The sequence below is a fragment of the Pantoea sp. nfd-35 genome (genome assembly GCF_056892255.1).
On sequence record NZ_CP122403.1, the window covers coordinates 1154307 to 1173454 of the forward strand.

General features: G+C 55.0%; 17 protein-coding genes. 14 read left to right on the forward strand and 3 right to left on the reverse strand.

Translation table 11 applies throughout. The features are described 5' to 3' along the window. Positions 1–8 precede the first annotated feature (8 nt). The 10 genes from rseA (at position 9) to acpS (ending at position 8764) form a co-directional block, all read left to right on the forward strand. The gene (gene rseA, locus P9J57_RS05525) at positions 9–662 is read left to right on the forward strand and encodes an anti-sigma-E factor RseA (protein ID WP_014594339.1); all 654 of its coding nucleotides are present in this window, start codon (positions 9–11) and stop codon (positions 660–662) included. Continuing rightward, positions 662–1618, forward strand: coding sequence for a sigma-E factor regulatory protein RseB (rseB, locus tag P9J57_RS05530; RefSeq protein WP_014594338.1), 957 nt, complete (start codon positions 662–664; stop codon positions 1616–1618). Before rseA ends, rseB begins: the two co-directional genes overlap by 1 nt. Then, on the forward strand, positions 1615–2079 hold the full coding sequence (gene rseC / locus P9J57_RS05535; protein ID WP_013026770.1) for a SoxR-reducing system protein RseC: 465 nt from the start codon (positions 1615–1617) through the stop codon (positions 2077–2079). Before rseB ends, rseC begins: the two co-directional genes overlap by 4 nt. A gap of 219 nt (positions 2080–2298) precedes the next feature. Continuing rightward, on the forward strand, positions 2299–4098 hold the full coding sequence (gene lepA / locus P9J57_RS05540; RefSeq protein ID WP_013026769.1) for a translation elongation factor 4: 1800 nt from the start codon (positions 2299–2301) through the stop codon (positions 4096–4098). A gap of 9 nt (positions 4099–4107) precedes the next feature. Then, positions 4108–5082 (forward strand): signal peptidase I, encoded by a 975-nt coding sequence (gene lepB / locus P9J57_RS05545; RefSeq protein ID WP_014594337.1) that lies wholly within the window; start codon positions 4108–4110, stop codon positions 5080–5082. Between the two features lie 131 nt (positions 5083–5213). Continuing rightward, positions 5214–5894: a ribonuclease III gene (gene rnc, locus P9J57_RS05550; protein WP_014594336.1), complete on the forward strand. Its 681-nt coding sequence runs from the start codon at positions 5214–5216 to the stop codon at positions 5892–5894. A 44-nt stretch (positions 5895–5938) separates the two neighbouring features. Further along, on the forward strand, positions 5939–6844 hold the full coding sequence (gene era / locus P9J57_RS05555; protein ID WP_013026766.1) for a GTPase Era: 906 nt from the start codon (positions 5939–5941) through the stop codon (positions 6842–6844). Positions 6845–6848: 4 nt separating this feature from the next. After that, the gene (gene recO / locus P9J57_RS05560) at positions 6849–7586 is read left to right on the forward strand and encodes a DNA repair protein RecO (RefSeq protein WP_013026765.1); all 738 of its coding nucleotides are present in this window, start codon (positions 6849–6851) and stop codon (positions 7584–7586) included. Positions 7587–7652: 66 nt separating this feature from the next. Then, entirely contained in the window at positions 7653–8384 is a 732-nt protein-coding gene (pdxJ, locus tag P9J57_RS05565; RefSeq protein ID WP_014605257.1) for a pyridoxine 5'-phosphate synthase, read from the forward strand. Then, positions 8384–8764 (forward strand): holo-ACP synthase, encoded by a 381-nt coding sequence (gene acpS, locus P9J57_RS05570; RefSeq protein WP_006120525.1) that lies wholly within the window; start codon positions 8384–8386, stop codon positions 8762–8764. The genes pdxJ and acpS overlap by 1 nt, the downstream gene beginning before the upstream one ends. On the opposite strand, the gene P9J57_RS05575 is transcribed toward acpS, so the two are convergent. Next, the gene (locus tag P9J57_RS05575) at positions 8761–9009 is read right to left on the reverse strand and encodes a YfhL family 4Fe-4S dicluster ferredoxin (protein WP_013026763.1); all 249 of its coding nucleotides are present in this window, start codon (positions 9007–9009) and stop codon (positions 8761–8763) included. The genes acpS and P9J57_RS05575 overlap by 4 nt on opposite strands. Positions 9010–9339: 330 nt before the next feature. Continuing rightward, on the reverse strand, positions 9340–10179 hold the full coding sequence (locus P9J57_RS05580; protein WP_014594334.1) for a MurR/RpiR family transcriptional regulator: 840 nt from the start codon (positions 10177–10179) through the stop codon (positions 9340–9342). A gap of 155 nt (positions 10180–10334) precedes the next feature. Between P9J57_RS05580 and yfhb the strand changes: the two genes are divergently transcribed. Beyond that, on the forward strand, positions 10335–10973 hold the full coding sequence (gene yfhb / locus P9J57_RS05585) for a phosphatidylglycerophosphatase C (protein ID WP_013026761.1): 639 nt from the start codon (positions 10335–10337) through the stop codon (positions 10971–10973). 73 nt (positions 10974–11046) lie between these two features. Continuing rightward, complete coding sequence (gene tadA / locus P9J57_RS05590) at positions 11047–11541, forward strand: tRNA adenosine(34) deaminase TadA (protein WP_014605260.1); 495 nt, start codon at positions 11047–11049, stop codon at positions 11539–11541. Here the strand turns inward: tadA and mltF are convergent. Then, complete coding sequence (gene mltF / locus P9J57_RS05595; RefSeq protein WP_014605261.1) at positions 11538–12995, reverse strand: membrane-bound lytic murein transglycosylase MltF; 1458 nt, start codon at positions 12993–12995, stop codon at positions 11538–11540. The genes tadA and mltF overlap by 4 nt on opposite strands. A gap of 267 nt (positions 12996–13262) precedes the next feature. Between mltF and purL the strand changes: the two genes are divergently transcribed. Together purL and P9J57_RS05605 are read left to right on the forward strand one after the other, a co-directional pair. Next, positions 13263–17153, forward strand: a complete 3891-nt coding sequence (purL, locus tag P9J57_RS05600) for a phosphoribosylformylglycinamidine synthase (protein ID WP_105082814.1) — start codon at positions 13263–13265, stop codon at positions 17151–17153. Positions 17154–17720: 567 nt separating this feature from the next. After that, positions 17721–19148 carry a sensor histidine kinase gene (locus P9J57_RS05605; protein ID WP_014605263.1) on the forward strand — a complete coding sequence of 476 codons (1428 nt, stop codon included), beginning with the start codon at positions 17721–17723 and terminating at the stop codon, positions 19146–19148.

Genomic DNA, 19148 nt, shown 5'->3' on the forward strand with positions numbered 1-19148 from the left:
TATTAGGCATGCAGAAAGAAAAACTTTCCGCTTTAATGGATGGTGAGGCTTTAGACAGTGAGCTGTTTTCAGCGCTGTCCAAAGACGCAGAATTACAAAAAAGCTGGGAACGCTACCATCTTATCCGCGATACCATGCGCGGTGACGTGGGTGAGCACCTGCATTTTGACATTGCTGCACGCGTCGCTGCTGCGATTGAAAAAGAGCCGCAGCGCAACGTCACAACCTTGATCCCCGAAGCACAGCCCGAACCTTCTCGCTGGGAAAAAATGCCGTTCTGGCATAAAGCTCGCCCGTGGGCGGCGCAGATTACCCAGGTTGGTGTCGCCGCCTGTGTTTCCCTGGCTGTTATCGTTGGCGTTCAGCACTATAACCAACCGGGTAGCGGCAGCGTCGAAAGTTCTGATTCGCCGGTCTTCAACACCTTACCTGTCATGGGTAAAGCCTCTCCCGTGAGCCTTGGCGTGCCTTCGGATGCTTTTGGCAACGGTAATGCGACTCAGCAGGTGCAGGATCAACGTCGTCGCGTGAATGCCATGCTGCAGGACTATGAACTCCAGCGTCGTCTGCATGCGGATCAGCTGCAGTTCGAAACCAATGCGCCTAAACAAGCGCAGGCCAATGTCCCTGGTAATCAGTCATTAGGAATGCAGCAGCAGTAATGAAGCCGCTATGGTATGCCGTCAGCCTTCTGGCAGGCAGCCTGTTGTGGTCATCTGCCGCCCCAGCGCAGGTTTCTGCGTCTGGGGCGTTATTGCAGCAGATGGAGCAGGCAAGCCAGACCCTCAACTACGAATTCGCCTACATTAACGTTTCCCGCCTTGGCATGGAATCTCTGCGCTATCGTCATGCGGTTATCGACGATCGCGTTTATGCGCAGGTGTTGCAGATGGACGGTCCGCGTCGTGAAGTGATTCAACGCGGCAACGACATCAGCTATTTTGAACCTGGCATTGAGCCTTTCTCGCTACCGGGCAACCACATTGTGGATGCGCTACCGTCCATTATTTATGCTGATTTTAGCAAGCTGGATACCGCCTACGATTTTATCACCGTGGGCCGTTCACGCATTGCCGACCAGATGTGCGACGTAGTGCGCATCGTTTCACGCGATGGCACGCGCTACAGCTACGTTGTCTGGCTGGACGTGGATACCAAGCTGCCGCTCCGGGTCGATTTGCTTGACCGGGATGGTGAAACGATGGAGCAGTTTCGCGTTATCAGCTTCGCGGTGGATGATGGCGTTCGCAATCTGATGCAGGGGCTGGAGAAAGCGAATTTGCCGCCGTCGCTGTCGTTAACTAAAACCGATAACGTTTCGTTAGACTGGCAGCCCGCCTGGCTCCCCGCTGGCATGACGCTGGTCTCGCAAAGCCGTCGCACCATTCCCGCGTTAAATAAATCGGTTGAATCACGGCTCTACAGCGATGGCCTGTTTAGCTTTGCGGTCAATGTCACTCCGGCAGATAAAAACAGCACCGCACAGACATTGCGCACGGGACGTCGTACGGTGCAAACCGTAATACGCGATAATAACGAAATTACGGTCGTCGGCGAACTACCGCCCGTGACGGCCAAACGTATCGCAGACAGCGTCGAATTCGGGGCAAAAAAATGATGAGAGAATGGGCCACTGTGGTGGCATGGCAGGATGGCATCGCTACGCTGCACACTGAAGCTAAAACGTCCTGCAACAGCTGTCAGGCACGTAAAGGCTGCGGTAGCCATATGCTGAATAAGCTGGGGCCAAAGAACGCGCACGTGATGCAGATCGCCAGCAGCAAGCCGTTGACGCCGGGCCAGCGTGTTGAACTCGGTATCAAAGAGAGCAGCCTGCTGGGTTCCGCGCTGCTGGTTTATATGACGCCTCTGTTTGGCCTGTTCCTGTTTGCCGGCCTGTTTCAGGCGCTGTTTGGTAGCGACCTCGCGGCGGCCTGCGGCGCGCTGTTAGGCGGCGTGGGGGGCTTTATCGTGGCCAAAGGTATTTCGATGAAATTTGGCGATCGCGAGGCATTCCAGCCCGTTATTTTGAACATCGCTTTGCCGCCGGATGCACTGCGCGTTGAAAGCGAAGCCTGATCCTCACTCAAGCCGCACTTGCTGCGGCTTCTGTCATTATGGCGCCTCGCCAAAAACTGTTTCGCTTCCACAACGTTCCATTCTTTTATGCGCGGCCTTAACAGTGTAATATGCGTCGTCATTAATGAGGCTGACAGGATTGTGGGTTAAGAGCGATCTTCCTGAATGTGTCTGTGCTCAGGTTTCTAACTGATTCTCTACGTGAAGATATTCCTATAAATGAAGCACATAAGAAATTTCTCCATCATCGCCCATATTGACCACGGTAAATCCACGCTCTCTGACCGCTTAATTCAGATTTGCGGGGGATTAACCGATCGCGAGATGGCCGCGCAGGTTCTTGACTCAATGGACCTGGAGCGTGAACGTGGCATTACGATTAAGGCGCAGAGCGTAACGCTCGATTACAAAGCAAAAGACGGCGAAACTTACCAGCTCAATTTCATCGACACGCCGGGACACGTTGACTTCTCGTATGAGGTTTCCCGCTCACTGGCCGCCTGTGAAGGCGCACTGCTGGTGGTTGATGCCGGACAGGGCGTTGAAGCACAAACCCTGGCCAACTGCTACACCGCGATTGAGATGGATCTGGAAGTAGTGCCGGTGCTGAATAAGATCGATTTGCCAGCCGCCGATCCCGATCGTGCCGCGCAGGAAATCGAAGACATCGTAGGCATTGACGCGACCGACGCCGTGCGTTGCTCAGCCAAAACTGGCGTGGGCGTACCTGAAGTGCTGGAGCGTTTAGTTCGCGACATCCCGGCACCAGAGGGCGATCCGGACGCCCCTTTGCAGGCGCTGATTATTGACTCCTGGTTCGATAACTACCTCGGCGTTGTATCGCTGGTGCGCGTGAAAAACGGCACTATGCGCAAAGGCGACAAAATCAAGGTGCTGAGCACCGGGCAGGTCTACAATGCTGACCGTCTGGGTATCTTCACGCCGAAGCAGGTTGACCGTACCGAGCTGAACTGCGGTGAAGTCGGCTGGCTGGTGTGCGCCATCAAAGACATTCTTGGCGCACCCGTGGGCGATACGCTGACCACGGCACGCAACCCTGCGGATAAAGCCTTACCCGGCTTTAAAAAAGTGAAGCCGCAGGTTTATGCCGGTCTGTTCCCCATCAGTTCTGATGATTACGAAGCGTTTCGTGATGCGCTGGGCAAGCTGAGCCTGAACGATGCCTCGCTGTTCTACGAGCCAGAAAGCTCAACGGCGCTGGGCTTTGGTTTCCGCTGTGGCTTCCTTGGGCTGCTGCACATGGAGATCATTCAGGAACGTCTGGAACGCGAATACGATCTGGATCTGATTACGACCGCGCCGACGGTGGTGTACGAAGTGGAAACCACAAGCGGTGAAGTCGTCTACGTGGACAGCCCTTCGAAGCTGCCACCGCTTAATAATATTGAAGAGCTGCGCGAACCGATTGCCGAGTGTCATATGCTGCTGCCGCAGGAATACCTGGGCAACGTCATCACGCTGTGCATCGAGAAACGTGGCGTTCAGACCAACATGGTTTACCACGGCAACCAGGTGGCGCTGACCTATGAGATTCCGATGGCGGAAGTGGTTCTCGACTTCTTTGACCGTCTGAAATCAACGTCTCGGGGTTATGCCTCACTGGACTACAATTTTAAACGTTTTCAGGCCTCTGACATGGTGCGCGTTGACGTTCTGATTAACTCAGAACGTGTTGATGCGCTGGCGCTGATTACCCACCGTGAAAACGCACCTTACCGTGGACGTGATCTGGTTGAGAAAATGAAAGAACTCATCCCACGTCAGCAGTTTGATATTGCGATTCAGGCGGCAATTGGCAACCACATTATCGCTCGCTCAACCGTTAAACAGCTACGTAAGAACGTACTCGCCAAGTGTTATGGCGGTGACGTCAGTCGTAAGAAAAAGCTGTTGCAGAAGCAGAAAGATGGTAAGAAGCGAATGAAGCAGGTCGGTAACGTTGAGCTGCCGCAGGAAGCATTCCTCGCCATTCTGCATGTCGGAAAAGACAGCAAATAAGGATCTCAAATGGCTAATATGTTCGCCCTGATACTGGCGATAGCGACGTTGATTACCGGCATTCTTTGGGTGATCGATCGTATTAAGTGGGCACCAAAGCGTCGTGCGTTGCAGGCGGCGGCGCAGGCGCAGGCGGGCGGAACACTCGACAGCAAAGCGCTGGCGAAGATGGCCCCTAAGCCGGGCTGGATTGAAACCGCCGCATCGGTGTTTCCGGTGCTGGCCGTGGTGTTCTTTGTGCGCTCGTTTGTGTATGAGCCATTCCAGATCCCGTCCGGCTCTATGATGCCAACCCTGCTAATTGGTGACTTTATTCTGGTCGAAAAGTTTGCGTATGGCATTAAAGATCCCATTACGCAAACGACGCTGATCCCTACCGGGCATCCAAAACGGGGCGATATCGCGGTGTTTAAATACCCGAAGGATCCCAGCCTGGATTACATCAAGCGCGTGATCGGTCTGCCTGGCGATCGGGTGACCTACGATCCGTACAGTAAAACGCTGACCATTAATCCGGCCTGCGATAACGGCAAGCCCTGTAGCAAAGCGCTGCCCGTCACCTATAGCAATATTGAACCCAGCAAATTTGTTCAAACGTTTAGCGGGTTTGATGGTAACGAAGCGGGTAACGGTTTCTATCAGCTACCGCTGAATGACACCATGCGGGGGGGATTACGTCTGGCCACGCGCAAAGAAACCCTGGGCGATGTAACGCATGACATCCTGTTGGTGACAGAAGCACAAAGCCAGGCGAGCATGTACTATCAGCAGCCCGGCCAGCCGCAGGCCAGCTGGGTCGTGCCGCAGGGGCAATATTTCATGATGGGTGATAACCGCGATAACAGCGCCGACAGCCGCTACTGGGGCTTTGTTCCCGAGCGTAACCTGGTGGGTAAAGCGGTCGCCATCTGGATGAGTTTCGAAAAACAAGAAGGTCAGTGGCCAACCGGCGTACGACTCAGTCGTATCGGTGGTATCCACTAACCATAGCCTGACAGTCAGGTGAAAAGGGTGGCCCTCCAGGTGGGGGGCCACTGCACACCAAACAGAATGAGTTGGTTCTCCAGCCCTGTTTGGTATGCAGAGTGACAGACGCAAAACAGAACTGGAATCGCATGAACCCCATCTTGATTAACAAGCTTCAGCGCAAACTGGGCTACACTTTTACACATTCTGAACTTTTACAGCAGGCCCTGACCCATCGAAGCGCCAGCAGTAAACATAACGAACGTCTTGAGTTTTTAGGCGATTCCATTCTCAGCTATGTGATTGCTAACGCGCTCTATCACCGTTTTCCACGCGTGGATGAAGGGGATATGAGCCGTATGCGTGCAACCCTGGTCAGGGGAAATACGCTGGCAGAGATGGCGCGCGAGTTTGATTTGGGAGAATGCCTGCGTTTAGGCCCCGGTGAATTAAAAAGCGGGGGCTTTCGCCGTGAGTCCATTCTGGCGGACACCGTCGAAGCGCTGATTGGCGGCGTTTTCCTCGACAGTGATATTCAGACGGTGGAAAAGCTGATCCTCGACTGGTATCAGACGCGCCTGGATGAAATCAGTCCGGGTGACAAACAAAAAGATCCCAAAACGCGCCTGCAGGAGTATCTGCAAGGCCGGCATCTGCCACTACCCAGTTACTTAGTCGTGCAGGTACGTGGCGAAGCCCACGATCAGGAATTCACCATTCACTGTCAGGTGAGTGGCATGGCAGAACCGGTGGTGGGCGTAGGCTCCAGCCGCCGTAAAGCCGAACAAGCAGCCGCCGAACAGGCGCTGATTAAACTTGGTCTGGAATAGTATTATCTCGGCGCTTTAACAGGCGCTAAAACCTCAGGATTCGAATGAGCGAAAACGTTACATACAGCGGCTTTGTCGCGATAGTTGGCCGACCCAACGTCGGTAAATCCACCTTACTGAACCAGTTGCTGGGGCAGAAGGTTTCGATTACGTCGCGTAAGCCGCAAACCACTCGTCACCGCATTATGGGTATCCATACGGAAGGCGCCTACCAGGCGATCTATGTGGATACGCCAGGCCTGCACATGGAAGAGAAACGGGCGATTAACCGCCTGATGAACCGTGCTGCCAGCAGTTCTATCGGTGACGTTGAACTCATCATCTTTGTGGTGGACGGCACGCGCTGGACGCCGGATGACGAAATGGTATTAAACAAGCTGCGCGATGGCAAAGTGCCCGTGCTGCTGGCGATCAATAAAGTCGACAATATTCAGGACAAAAGTATTCTGCTGCCGCACCTGCAGTTCCTGAGCCAGCAAATGAACTTTATCGATATTGTGCCGATTTCAGCAGAAACCGGTAAAAATGTGGATACCATCGCCGCCATTGCCCGTAAGCATCTGCCGGAATCTGACCATCACTTCCCGGAAGATTACATTACCGATCGTTCGCAGCGCTTTATGGCCTCAGAAATCATCCGTGAAAAGCTGATGCGTTTTCTGGGGGCTGAACTGCCTTACTCGGTCACGGTTGAAATCGAACAGTTCGTGTCGAATGCGCGCGGCGGTTATGACATCAACGGTCTGATTTTGGTCGAGCGTGAAGGGCAGAAGAAAATGGTGATTGGTAACAAAGGCGCCAAAATCAAAACCATCGGTATCGAAGCCCGTAAAGACATGGAAGAGATGTTCGATGCGAAAGTGCATCTCGAACTGTGGGTCAAAGTTAAATCCGGCTGGGCGGACGACGAACGTGCGCTGCGCAGCCTGGGTTACACAGACGATCTCTGATTAAATGGAAGGCTGGCAACGCGCCTTTGTGCTGCATAGTCGTCCTTTCAGCGAGACCAGCCTGCTGCTTGATCTGTTTAGTGAAAGTGAAGGCCGCGTACGTGTTCTGGCAAAAGGGGCACGTTCACGGCGTTCCCAACTGAAAGGCACCTTACAGCCTTTCACGCCTTTACTGGTGCGCTGGAGCGGGCGTGGGGAAGTCAAAACCCTGCGCAACGCTGAAGCGGTCTCCCTGGCATTACCTCTCAGTGGCATCACGCTATACTGCGGCCTGTACGTTAACGAGTTGTTATCTCGGGTACTGGAGCAGCACATTCCCTTCTCTGAACTGTTTTTCGACTACCTGCAATGCATTCAGATGCTGGCGGCAGGCGAAGGATCACCAGAGCCTGCGCTGCGCCGTTTTGAGCTGGCGCTGCTGGGTCATTTGGGTTACGGCGTAGACTTCCTGCACTGTGCGGGCAGCGGTGAACCGGTCAGCGAAGCCATGACCTACAGCTACCGTGAAGAGAAAGGCTTTATTGCCAGCCTGGTGCTGAACCAGCGTAGCTTCACCGGGCGTGAACTGCAGGCGCTGTTTACCCGAGAATTCCCGGATGCAGAAACCCTGCGCGCAGCCAAACGTTTCACGCGTATGGCCCTCAAACCCTACCTGGGCGGTAAGCCGCTAAAAAGCCAGGAGCTTTTTCGCCAGTTTACCCCGAAAAAAAAGCCCACTATTTCTGACGAGACAGAGCACTGACCGTAGCCTGGCCTTATCTCTGCGCGGTACACTCAACGCAATGACCATAATGAACCGAGGATTGTCATGGCTGAGTTACTGTTAGGCGTGAATATCGACCATATCGCTACCGTTCGCAATGCGCGTGGAACCCATTATCCCGATCCGGTACAGGCGGCGTTTATCGCCGAACAGGCGGGTGCAGACGGCATTACCGTGCACCTGCGCGAAGATCGTCGCCACATTACCGACAGGGATGTGCGCATCCTGCGCGATACCATTGAAACGCGCATGAATCTCGAAATGGCCGTGACCGAGGAGATGCTGGCTATCGCCTGTGAAATCAAACCGCATTTCTGCTGCCTGGTGCCGGAAAAGCGCGAGGAAGTCACCACCGAAGGCGGACTGGACGTCGCGGGCCAGCAGGAGAAGCTGAACGCCGCGGTGAAACAGCTCAGCGAAGCGGGCATTCTGGTGTCCCTGTTTATCGATCCCGATCACCGCCAAATCGAGGCGGCGGTGACCAGCGGCGCGCCCTATATTGAAATTCATACCGGTGCCTATGCTGAAGCGCCTGAAGGCCCAGCGCGCGACGCTGAGCTGGCACGTATCCGTCAGGCCGCCACCTTTGCTGCCAGCCGTGGGTTAAAAGTTAACGCCGGTCATGGGCTGACTTACCACAACGTACTGCCAATCGCCGCCCTGCCGGAAATGCATGAGCTGAATATCGGTCATGCGATTATTGGACGTGCCGTGATGAGTGGTCTGCCTGAGGCGGTGAAAGCCATGAAAGCACTGCTGCGAGAAGCGCGTCGCTAATGGCTATCCTGGGACTGGGCAGCGATATCGTCGAAATAGAACGCATTGCCGATGTGATTTCACGTTCAGGCGATCGTCTGGCGCGGCGTGTCCTGAGCGAGGCCGAGTGGCAGCAATATCAACAGCACCGTCAGCCGGTTCGTTTCCTGGCCAAACGTTTTGCGGTTAAAGAGGCGGCGGCAAAAGCCTTTGGTACCGGCATTCGGGGCGGGCTGGCTTTTAACCAGTTCGAAGTTTATAACGACGCGCTGGGTAAACCGCTGCTGCGTTTCTTCGATCATGCCGCCGAGGTGGCGCAACGTCTTGGCGTGCAGCATGTGCATGTCACGCTGGCAGATGAGCGTCACTATGCTTGCGCAACGGTGATCATCGAAAGTTAACCGTGCAGCTGCACAAACTTATCCCACAGCGCATCGCGTGATTCGATGTGCTGTGGATCAATGACGATCGTGTTATCAATCGGGCAAACGCGCTGACAGGTTGGAAGATCGTAATGACCCACGCACTCCGTGCAGCGACTCACATCAATTTCATAGATTGCCTCACCCATCGCAATCGCCTGGTTCGGGCATTCAGGTTCGCACATATCGCAGTTAATGCATCGTTCGGTAATCAGTAGAGACATCGCGGCTTCTTAATCAAGGCATCGTTGTGGTCGTGCTGCTGTATCGGGCAACGTTCATCGCAGAGAACGGGCCAGCACCTTACTTCAGACGTTCGGTCCCAAACAGGGCAGCGAGACGTCCTTACTCTGGCTGTTTTTCACCTGCTGACAGCCGGCAGGACAGTAGCATATTTTGTTTATCACAAAAATGATGCAGGTAAACGAAGTGTTGTTGCCGCCGTGTTTATCTCGCCGCTCAGCGCGTTATTGCAACCGCAATGCGCCATTCAGCACTTGAGCATTGAGGCCAGCCTGGCTGGCCTCTTGTCCGGTTATGTCGATTCGCCCTGCCTAGATCAGTTTCTTAACCAGAGCTTCGCTGTGACGAATATGGCTGGATGCTCGCTCAGGATCGTTCTGCACCAGGGCCATAAACAGCAGGTCGGTCAACGCCAGCTGCGCGGTGGTAGATGAGATGGCGGCGCTGCGCGTGCTCTGCTCTTCTGCCACGGTGTACAGGCAATGGGTGGCGCACTGCTGCAATGTGTTAGGCGTAAAACCGGTAAAGGCCAGCACATCCGCCCCTACGCGAACGGCTTCCTGAGCGGCAAGGTTGATTTCACGTCGTTCGCCGGTGTAGGAGATCGCCAGCAGCACATCGCCAGATGACATGGCCTGAACACTGGCCAGCAGCGCGTGCATATCCTGTTCCGCCACCGCATTGATACCAATTTTCATCAGCTTCCATGAAAAATCCTTTGCCACCAGGCCGGACGCGCCAATGCCGACCAGCAAAATGCGGCGTGCGCGCTTGAGCAACTGCAGGACGGCGTTTAATTTCTCTTCACTGTTGATATCCAGCGTGGCGCGAATCGCAGAGAGCTTCTCCGTGAGTAATTTTTCACCCACGGCTTTGAGCGGATCGTCGCTCAGGATCTGGTTGTGCACGGTGATGGCATCTTTATCCGCCAGCGATTCACTCAGCGCCAGCTTAAGAGCCGGAAAGCCTTTGTATCCCAGTTTTTGTGCGAATTTAACCACGCTCGACTGGCTGACCCCGGATTCTTCCGCCAGCTTTTGTGAACTCAGATGCCGTGCCCGATCCGGTTGTGACAGTAAAAAATCCGCCAGCCGACGCTCGTTCAGCGCCAGAGAGGGATAAAGCTGGCGAATGCGCAGCAATGAACTCATGCTCAATCCTTATGATTTAGCGGATGTTCCGCATGGAATAAATGATTCTATGCGCATTGTAGTCACTGGAATAAAAAATGACAGCCATCGCCTCGTTGGACGAAGATGACTACAATAGAGGCTGTTGATGCCAATTAGGTAAAAAGGAGTGTTGTTTGACCAACGATATACAACGTCGCGTGGTGTTTTTCGACCTTGATGGCACATTGCACCAACAGGACATGTTTGGCACCTTCATGCGCTATCTGCTGCGCCGCAAGCCGCTTAATCTGCTGCTGGTGGTGCCGTTGCTGCCGGTTGTGGGCGCGGGTTTATTGTTTAAGGGACGCGCCGCGCGCTGGCCGATGAGTTTGCTGCTGTGGTCGATCACCTTTGGCCGCTCTGAAGCCACACTGCTGCGGCTGGAAGCCGAATTCGCGCAGTGGTTTCGACAACGCGTTAAAGCATTTCCCGTGGTGCAGAAACGACTCAGTGAATACCTTAGTAGCGATGATGCCGATGTATGGCTGATTACGGGCTCACCGCAGTCGCTGGTGGAGCAGGTCTATTACGACTCCGCATTTCTACCAAGGGTGAAGCTCATCGCCAGCCAGATGCAGCCCGGTTTAGGCGGACGCATATTGAAAATGCGCTGTCTCGGCCATGAAAAAGTGGTGCAGCTTGAAGAGCAAATCGGCACGCCCTTACAGCTGTATAGCGGTTACAGCGACAGCAAACAGGATAACCCGCTGCTGTTCTTCTGCCAGCATCGCTGGCGCGTCACCCCGGGTGGCGAATTACAACAGCTGGAATAACCGCTGTCACGCTTCGGTTTTACGGATTCGATGGTTATAATGCGCCGCTTTTTTGCTGCCGGGAGTGGTCTGCGTGACTCAAGAACAAGATGAATACTGGATGCGCCGGGCGCTTACGCTGGCGCAGCGCGCATGGGAGCAGGGCGAGGTGCCGGTCGGTGCGGTGCTGGTTCAGGGCGATCGGGTGATAGGCGAGGGCTGGAACCGGCCTATCGGGCAGCACGATCCCACCGCCCATGCGGAGATCATGGCCTTACGTCAGGGCGGGAAAGTGCTGGAGAATTATCGCCTGCTCAATACCACGCTTTACGTCACGCTGGAACCCTGCATTATGTGTGCGGGCGCGATGGTGCACAGTCGCATTGGCCGTCTGGTTTATGGCGCGCACGATGTGAAAACCGGCGCAGCCGGCTCACTGATTGATATTCTGGGACATCCGGGAATGAATCATCAGGTGGCGCTGCATCAGGGAGTGCTGGAAGAGGAGTGCGCGGCAATGCTGAGCGACTTTTTCCGCATGCGCCGCCAGCAACAAAAAGCGTTGCGTCAGGCGCAGCGCGAAAGTTAATTCATTGCCACCTCAGGCGTGACGGCAGGATAACCTTTGCCCAGCTCTGCCTCCAGGGCCGCCTGTTGGGCAATGCGTTTTTCCTGCTCCTGCAAATAGCCCACCAGGCTAATTTCATATTTGCGGATATTCTCCACGTAATTATAGGCTTCCTGCCCGCGTGCATAGCCATAGGTGGTTTGTGAGTAGTAGCGCTTCTGGCTCAACATGGGTAGCCGCAGTTTAACATCTGCCCAGCTGTCGGGATTTCCACCCTGTTTAGCCGTGAGCTTACGCACATCCAGCATATGCGCATAGCCCATGTTATAGGCCGCCAGGGCAAACCAGATACGCTCATCTTCCGGAATCGTTTGTGGCACCTTTTCCATCATGTTTTGCAGATACTCGCTGCCGCCACGGATGCTCTGCTCAGGATCGGTACGGTCACCTACGTCAACGCTGTCAGCGGTATTCCGCGTTAACATCATCATGCCGCGGACGCCGGTAGGCGACGTCGCCTGCGGATTCCAGTGCGACTCCTGATAGGAGATCGCCGCCAGCAGCCGCCAGTCGATATTTTTGGCGTACTTTTCAAACAGGGGTTTTATATCGGGCAGCACGTTATCAATGGAGCGCAGGAAGGTGCGGGTATCCACGTAGTCGAAGGTGCCGACGTGACCGAGATATTTCTCTTCAAGTCTTGCCATCGCCCCTTCTTCTCCCATGCTGTTAAAGAAATCCAGCATGGCGGCGTTCAGGCTGTCATCGCTTTCGTGCGGTAAATACCACGTTACCGGTTCTTCATCGGTGACGTCGAAAGCCACAGCCAGTTGGGGATGAATGCGCTGAAGCAGGGCAATCGTCACGGAATCGCCAATCGTATAATCCAGCTTGCCCTCAGCCACGGCTTCCAGCAGGGCTTTCGGACTTTGATCGGTCGAAATGGCCCAGTCGAGATCGGGATAGTGATTCGCCCGGGCGTTTTTAAGCGTCGACAGATAAGCCGATCCAGAGGCAACAACCAGCCGCCCCTTTAAGTCACCCAGGTTTTTTGGCCGCGGTTTGTCCACGCGATAGACCAGCTGCTGCGAAACGCTGTAGTAGCCCGGACCGATCTGATAACGCGACAAACGCTCATCGTTATAAATCAGACCTGCCGCCAGCAGATCCGCTTTGCCGTCGTCGAGCGCATCGAACAGATCGCTGAGGTTGGCGCGCACCGTTATATCAAGCTTAACGCCCAGATAATCGGCAAAACGCTTCGCCAGCTCGTAGTCCATCCCGGCCGGTGCTTTATTCACGGTGTAGTAAGTCAACGGCGAGTTTACGGTACTGACGCGTAGCACTCCCCGTGATTTAATCTGTGAAATCGTATCTTGTCCTCCCCCGTACCAGGGAATAGACGGCCACAGTGCCAGAGCCAGCAGCACGGTAAGCAGACCGATAACCAGATAATTAAATTTTAGGCGTTTCAAATAGTTATCTCTCGATGGCTCCAAGGCCTCTGTCTTTTAAGGCAGTATTGATCTTGTTTTAACTCCCAGAGCGAGGGGCATTTTGCGCAACAAACACCGGCAGAGCAACTTATAAAGCAATTTTTGCGCAAATTTCAGGCAAATCTTGATGGCCATAAATTTTGCGCAAACGGTTTCGTCGCGGAGTGGGTTTCTTTATAATACGCCCCGTTTTCCCCTGTTGCGCCCAATGAAGCGTCGCCCGGCGCTTCGAAGACGAGAGATCTTATGATGGAAATTCTGCGTGGTTCGCCCGCCCTGTCGGCATTTCGTGTAAACAAATTGCTGGCCCGCTTTCAGGACGCTCATCTGCCGGTGAGTGATATTTACGCTGAGTACGTCCATTTTGCCGATGTCAGCGCGCCGCTGAGTGAGGATGAAAAATCCCGTCTGCAGCGCCTGCTCAAGTACGGTCCTTCTCTCGCTGAACATGCGCCACAAGGGCGTTTAATTCTGGTCACGCCACGTCCTGGTACGATATCGCCGTGGTCATCAAAAGCCACAGACATTGCTCATAACTGCGATCTGTCGCAGGTGCGTCGTCTGGAACGAGGCATGGCCTTTTATGTCCAGGCACCTCAGCTTTCTGAAAGCCAATGGCAAACGCTCTCCGCACTGCTGCACGACCGCATGATGGAAACGGTTTACAGCGATTTCAGCGAGGCTGAGCAGCTGTTTGCTCACCATGAACCTCAGCCGGTCAAAAGCGTTGATGTGCTGGGTGAGGGCCGTCAGGCGCTGGTTCAGGCCAATATGACGCTCGGCCTGGCGCTGGCCGACGATGAAATTGACTACCTGCTGGCGGCCTTTACCCGGCTGGGACGCAATCCGAACGACATTGAACTTTATATGTTTGCCCAGGCGAACTCTGAGCACTGTCGCCACAAAATCTTTAACGCTGACTGGATCATCGACGGCGAAAAACAGCCTAAATCACTGTTTAAAATGATTAAGAACACCTTCGAGCAAACGCCGGATTATGTTCTGTCAGCCTATAAAGATAACGCGGCGGTAATGGAAGGCTCGGAGGTCGGTCGCTTCTTCGCGGACGCAGAAAAGGGTGAGTACGCCTATCACCAGGAAGCCGCGCACATTCTGATGAAGGTTGAAACGCACAACCACCCAACCGCGATTTCGCCCTGGCCTGGCGCGGCAACCGGCTCCGGCGGTGAAATTCGTGATGAAGGTGCCACGGGGCGCGGTGCCAAGCCGAAAGCGGGCCTGGTCGGGTTCTCGGTGTCGAACCTGCGCATCCCCGGCTTCGAACAGCCCTGGGAGGAGGATTTTGGCAAGCCAGCGCGCATCGTCAGCGCGCTGGATATTATGACCGAAGGCCCACTGGGCGGCGCAGCCTTTAACAACGAATTTGGTCGTCCGGCCTTAAACGGCTACTTCCGGACCTATGAAGAGCAGGTTAACAGCCACAACGGGACTGAACTGCGCGGCTACCACAAGCCCATTATGCTGGCTGGCGGCATCGGAAACATTCGTGCGGACCACGTTCAGAAAGGTGAAATCACCGTCGGGGCCAAACTGGTCGTGCTGGGCGGGCCGGCGATGAATATCGGCCTGGGCGGCGGTGCGGCATCATCCATGGCATCAGGCCAGTCCGATGCGGATCTCGACTTTGCATCGGTGCAGCGTGACAACCCTGAAATGGAGCGTCGCTGCCAGGAAGTGATCGACCGTTGCTGGCAACGGGGCGATGACAACCCGATTCTGTTTATCCACGATGTGGGCGCGGGCGGCCTGTCCAACGCCATGCCGGAACTGGTCAGCGACGGTGGACGCGGCGGTCGCTTCAACCTGCGCGACATCCTGAGTGATGAACCGGGAATGAGCCCGCTTGAAGTCTGGTGTAACGAATCACAAGAGCGCTATGTGATGGCCGTTGCCCCTGAAAAGCTGGCCGAGTTTGCTGCCATTTGTCAGCGCGAACGTGCGCCGTATGCGGTGATTGGTGAAGCCACTGAAGAGCAGCACCTGACCCTGAACGACAGCCACTTTGATAACAGCCCGATTGATATGCCGCTGGACGTCCTGCTGGGCAAAACCCCGAAAATGACGCGCGATGTGGTGAAACTGCAGGCGAAGGGCGATGCCCTGCAGCGCGAGGGCATTACGCTGACGGACGCGGTAAATCGTGTGCTGCACTTGCCAACCGTAGCGGAAAAAACCTTCCTGATCACCATCGGCGATCGCAGCGTAACCGGCATGGTGGCGCGCGATCAGATGGTGGGCCCCTGGCAGATCCCGGTTGCCAACTGCGCCGTGACCACGGCCAGCCTCGACAGCTATCATGGTGAGGCTTTTGCGCTGGGCGAGCGTGCGCCTGTCGCACTGCTGGACTTCGCCGCCTCGGCCCGCCTGGCGGTTGGTGAAGCGCTGACGAACCTGGCCGCGACGCCGGTCGGTTCGCTGAAGCGCGTGAAACTCTCGGCTAACTGGATGTCTGCAGCAGGCCATCCGGGGGAAGATGCGGGCCTGTATGACGCTGTAAAAGCCGTCGGTGAGGAACTGTGTCCGGCGCTCGGCATCACTATCCCGGTGGGTAAAGACTCCATGTCGATGAAAACCCGCTGGCAGGAAGGCACCGAACAGCGCGAAATGACCTCGCCGCTGTCGCTGGTGATCACGGCTTTTGCAAGGGTAGAAGACGTACGTCGCAATGTGACGCCACAGCTGGTCGCCGATCGGGACAACCTGCTGCTGTTAATCGACCTTGGCAACGGCGCTAACACCTTAGGCGCGACGGCGCTGGCTCAGGTTTATCGTCAACTGGGCGACAAGCCTGCTGATGTCCGTGATGCAACGCAGCTGGCTGGCTTCTTTAATGCCATTCAGGCCCTGGTCAGCCAGCAAAAACTGCTGGCTTACCATGACCGCTCAGACGGCGGCCTGCTGGTTACCCTGGCGGAAATGGCTTTCACCGGTCACTGTGGCATCGAAGTCGATATCGCGGCGCTGGGCAGCGATGCACTGGCTGCGCTGTTCACCGAAGAGCTGGGGGCGGTGATTCAAATCAACGCGGCGGATCGCGAATCCGTGGAGCAGATTCTTGCTGAACATGGCCTGGCGCACTGCAGCCATTTGCTGGGCAGCGCACAGTCGGGCGATCGCTTTGTGATTCGCTCAGGCGACAGCGCGGTTTACAGCGAAAGCCGCACCACCTTGCGGACCTGGTGGGCAGAAACCACCTGGCAGATGCAGCGTCTGCGTGATAACCCGGCCTGTGCCGATCAGGAACATCAGGCAAAGCAGGATGACACCGATCCCGGGCTGAACGTTAGCCTGACCTTTAAGCCAGACGAAGACGTTGCGGCACCGATGATTGCAACGGGCGCGCGTCCACGCGTTGCCGTGCTGCGCGAGCAGGGCGTTAACTCGCATGTGGAAATGGCGGCCGCCTTTGATCGGGCAGGTTTTACGGCGGTTGACGTGCATATGAGTGACCTGCTGGCGGGCCGGATCGATCTGGAACCTTTCCAGGCGCTGGTGGCCTGTGGCGGTTTCTCCTACGGTGACGTATTGGGCGCGGGTGAAGGTTGGGCGAAATCCATTCTGTTTAACCCGCGCGTACGCGATCAGTTCGAGTCGTTCTTCCATCGCCCACAAACGCTGGCGCTGGGCGTGTGTAACGGCTGCCAGATGATGTCTAACCTGCGTGAATTGATTCCGGGTAGTGAGCTGTGGCCGCGCTTTGTCCGTAACCAGTCTGAACGTTTTGAAGCACGCTTCAGCCTGGTTGAAGTGGCTGCCAGCCCGTCGTTACTGTTGGATGGCATGGCCGGTTCCCGTATGCCGATCGCCGTATCGCACGGCGAGGGCTTCGTGGAGGTGCGTGATGGCGCGCACCTTGCCGCACTGGAATCGAAAGGGCTGGTGGCGCTGCGTTATGTCGATAACACAGGCAAGGTGACGGAAGCCTATCCGGCAAACCCGAATGGCTCGCCAAACGGTATTACTGCGGTGACCAATGAAAGTGGACGCGTCACAATTATGATGCCGCATCCAGAGCGTGTGTTCCGCACGGTCAGCAACTCATGGCACCCGGCTGAATGGGGCGAAGACAGCCCCTGGATGCGCATTTTCCGCAATGCACGGAAACAATTGGGTTAAGAACGGCGAAAAAAGACCGGGAGGCCTGAGTGCCTCCCTTTTTTATTCCCCACTTGTTGGCAAAAGGAGACATACGTCACCTTTTGTTGTCGCCGATTGGTGACATCTATCTTTATGATTTCTATAGATTGAAAGGGAAAAGCAAAATTGTGTTGGTATCTGGCGACACTTTTAGCGGACCAGACAGTCTGAAATGAGCGAAGTCAGCTGAATGGTTTTTTCAAAATATTGATTACAAAGGTATTTTAAAAACTGGCATGAACCTTGCTATACTATGCCTGTTGCTCATTCATCTGTTTATGATTGCCACCCCACAGCGGGCAGAGCTCATAAAATCCGAATGACGCACCAAACGGAGCCTGTCGTCCACCCAACCGATAATCGTATGTTCTGCATCGTTATCAAGCATCGGACGCAACGTTGAGTTAGGCTCCACCCATTCTCGCGTACTGCTATGGCGGTGCGTCAACGGCAGGCCATCGCGCCTGCCGTTTTCTTTTCTGCCTCTTCCTTCTCTGGGCTGACTCCGCTAGCATCCGGTAAGCGTATCTTTAAGGAAGCCGTCGCGTGAAAAAATGGCGTTTATTTCCCGGGTCCCTGCGCCAGTTGGTGCTGATGGCCTTTTTGCTGGTGCTCCTGCCGCTGTTGGTGCTGGCCTGGCAGGCCTGGGAAAGTCTCTCAGCGTTAAGCAATCAGGCTGCCGACACTAACCGAAATACCTTTACTGACGTCAGGCGCAGCGAGGCGATGGCCCGCACCGCTATCGAGCTGGAACGGAGTTATCGCCAGTACTGTGTGCTGGGTGATACGTCTCTGGCAAAGCTCTATCAGACGCAGCGTATCCGCTATGGTCAGATGCTCAGTTCCCATGCCGACAGCCTGCCCGATTTACCGGCGTTTAAAACGTTGCAGGCCATTTTGCCGCAGCTGGAAACCATGCAGTGCGATAATGGTAATCCTGTGACCGGTGCGTCACAGGCGCTGGAAAAATTTTCAGCGACAAACGTGCAACTGGTGCAGGATACGCGAGAAGTGGTGTTTGCACGTGGTCTGCAACTGCAACGTGAAATAGCCGACCGTGGTCAGTTTTTTGGCTGGCAGGCGCTTATCCTGTTTATTATCAGCCTGACGTTAACCCTGCTGTTTACCCGCATGATCATCGGCCCGGTAAAAAGCGTAGAGCGGATGATTAACCGACTTGGCGAAGGACGCGAACTGGGCAGCAGCATGGTGTTTCGCGGTCCGCGCGAGTTACGCTCTTTGGGGCAACGTATTATCTGGTTAAGTGAACGCCTGGCCTGGCTGGAAACCCAGCGACATGAATTTTTACGTCATCTTTCACACGAACTTAAAACGCCGCTTGCCAGCCTGCGTGAAGGTACAGAGCTGCTGGCTGATGAGGTTGCGGGCATACTGAATCCTGAACAGAAAGAAATCGTTTCAATACTGGATAACAGCAGTCGCCACCTGCAACGCCTTATCGAACAGCTACTTGATTACAACCGCAAACTGGCTGATGGCCCGATTACCCTGGAAACGGTAGATCTGAATGACATCGTGTATGACGTTGTTAATGCGCATGCACTCTCAGCCCGAACCAAGCTTATGCATGTCAATATCGATCTGAAAGCCACAGATTGCCTGGCAGAACCTATGCTATTGATGAGCGTGATTGACAACCTCTACTCTAACGCCGTGAACTATGGCAATGAATCCGGTAACATTTGGCTGCACAGCCAGCGGCAGGGCGATCGAATAATCATCGATGTCGCTAACAGCGGTACGCCCATTCCCGAAAATGAGCAGGAGATGATTTTTGAACCTTTTTTCCAGGGCAGTCATCAGCGTAAAGGGCCGGTCAAAGGCAGCGGACTGGGGTTAAGCATCGCAAAGGATTGTCTGCGCCGCATGCACGGTAGCCTGCAACTGGTTACCCGTGACGACGCTGATGTTTGTTTTCGCATCGAACTGAACACCACAGCCGGGAAAGTCTGA

Bases quoted from the DNA above. Each gene is read 5' to 3' on its own strand.
- rseA (WP_014594339.1), top strand. From the start codon at position 9: ATGCAGAAAGAAAAACTTTCCGCTTTAATGGATGGTGAGGCTTTAGAC.
- rseB (WP_014594338.1), top strand. From the start codon at position 662: ATGAAGCCGCTATGGTATGCCGTCAGCCTTCTGGCAGGCAGCCTGTTG.
- rseC (WP_013026770.1), top strand. From the start codon at position 1,615: ATGATGAGAGAATGGGCCACTGTGGTGGCATGGCAGGATGGCATCGCT.
- lepA (WP_013026769.1), top strand. From the start codon at position 2,299: ATGAAGCACATAAGAAATTTCTCCATCATCGCCCATATTGACCACGGT.
- lepB (WP_014594337.1), top strand. From the start codon at position 4,108: ATGGCTAATATGTTCGCCCTGATACTGGCGATAGCGACGTTGATTACC.
- rnc (WP_014594336.1), top strand. From the start codon at position 5,214: ATGAACCCCATCTTGATTAACAAGCTTCAGCGCAAACTGGGCTACACT.
- era (WP_013026766.1), top strand. From the start codon at position 5,939: ATGAGCGAAAACGTTACATACAGCGGCTTTGTCGCGATAGTTGGCCGA.
- recO (WP_013026765.1), top strand. From the start codon at position 6,849: ATGGAAGGCTGGCAACGCGCCTTTGTGCTGCATAGTCGTCCTTTCAGC.
- pdxJ (WP_014605257.1), top strand. From the start codon at position 7,653: ATGGCTGAGTTACTGTTAGGCGTGAATATCGACCATATCGCTACCGTT.
- acpS (WP_006120525.1), top strand. From the start codon at position 8,384: ATGGCTATCCTGGGACTGGGCAGCGATATCGTCGAAATAGAACGCATT.
- P9J57_RS05575 (WP_013026763.1), bottom strand. From the start codon at position 9,009: ATGTCTCTACTGATTACCGAACGATGCATTAACTGCGATATGTGCGAA.
- P9J57_RS05580 (WP_014594334.1), bottom strand. From the start codon at position 10,179: ATGAGTTCATTGCTGCGCATTCGCCAGCTTTATCCCTCTCTGGCGCTG.
- purL (WP_105082814.1), top strand. From the start codon at position 13,263: ATGATGGAAATTCTGCGTGGTTCGCCCGCCCTGTCGGCATTTCGTGTA.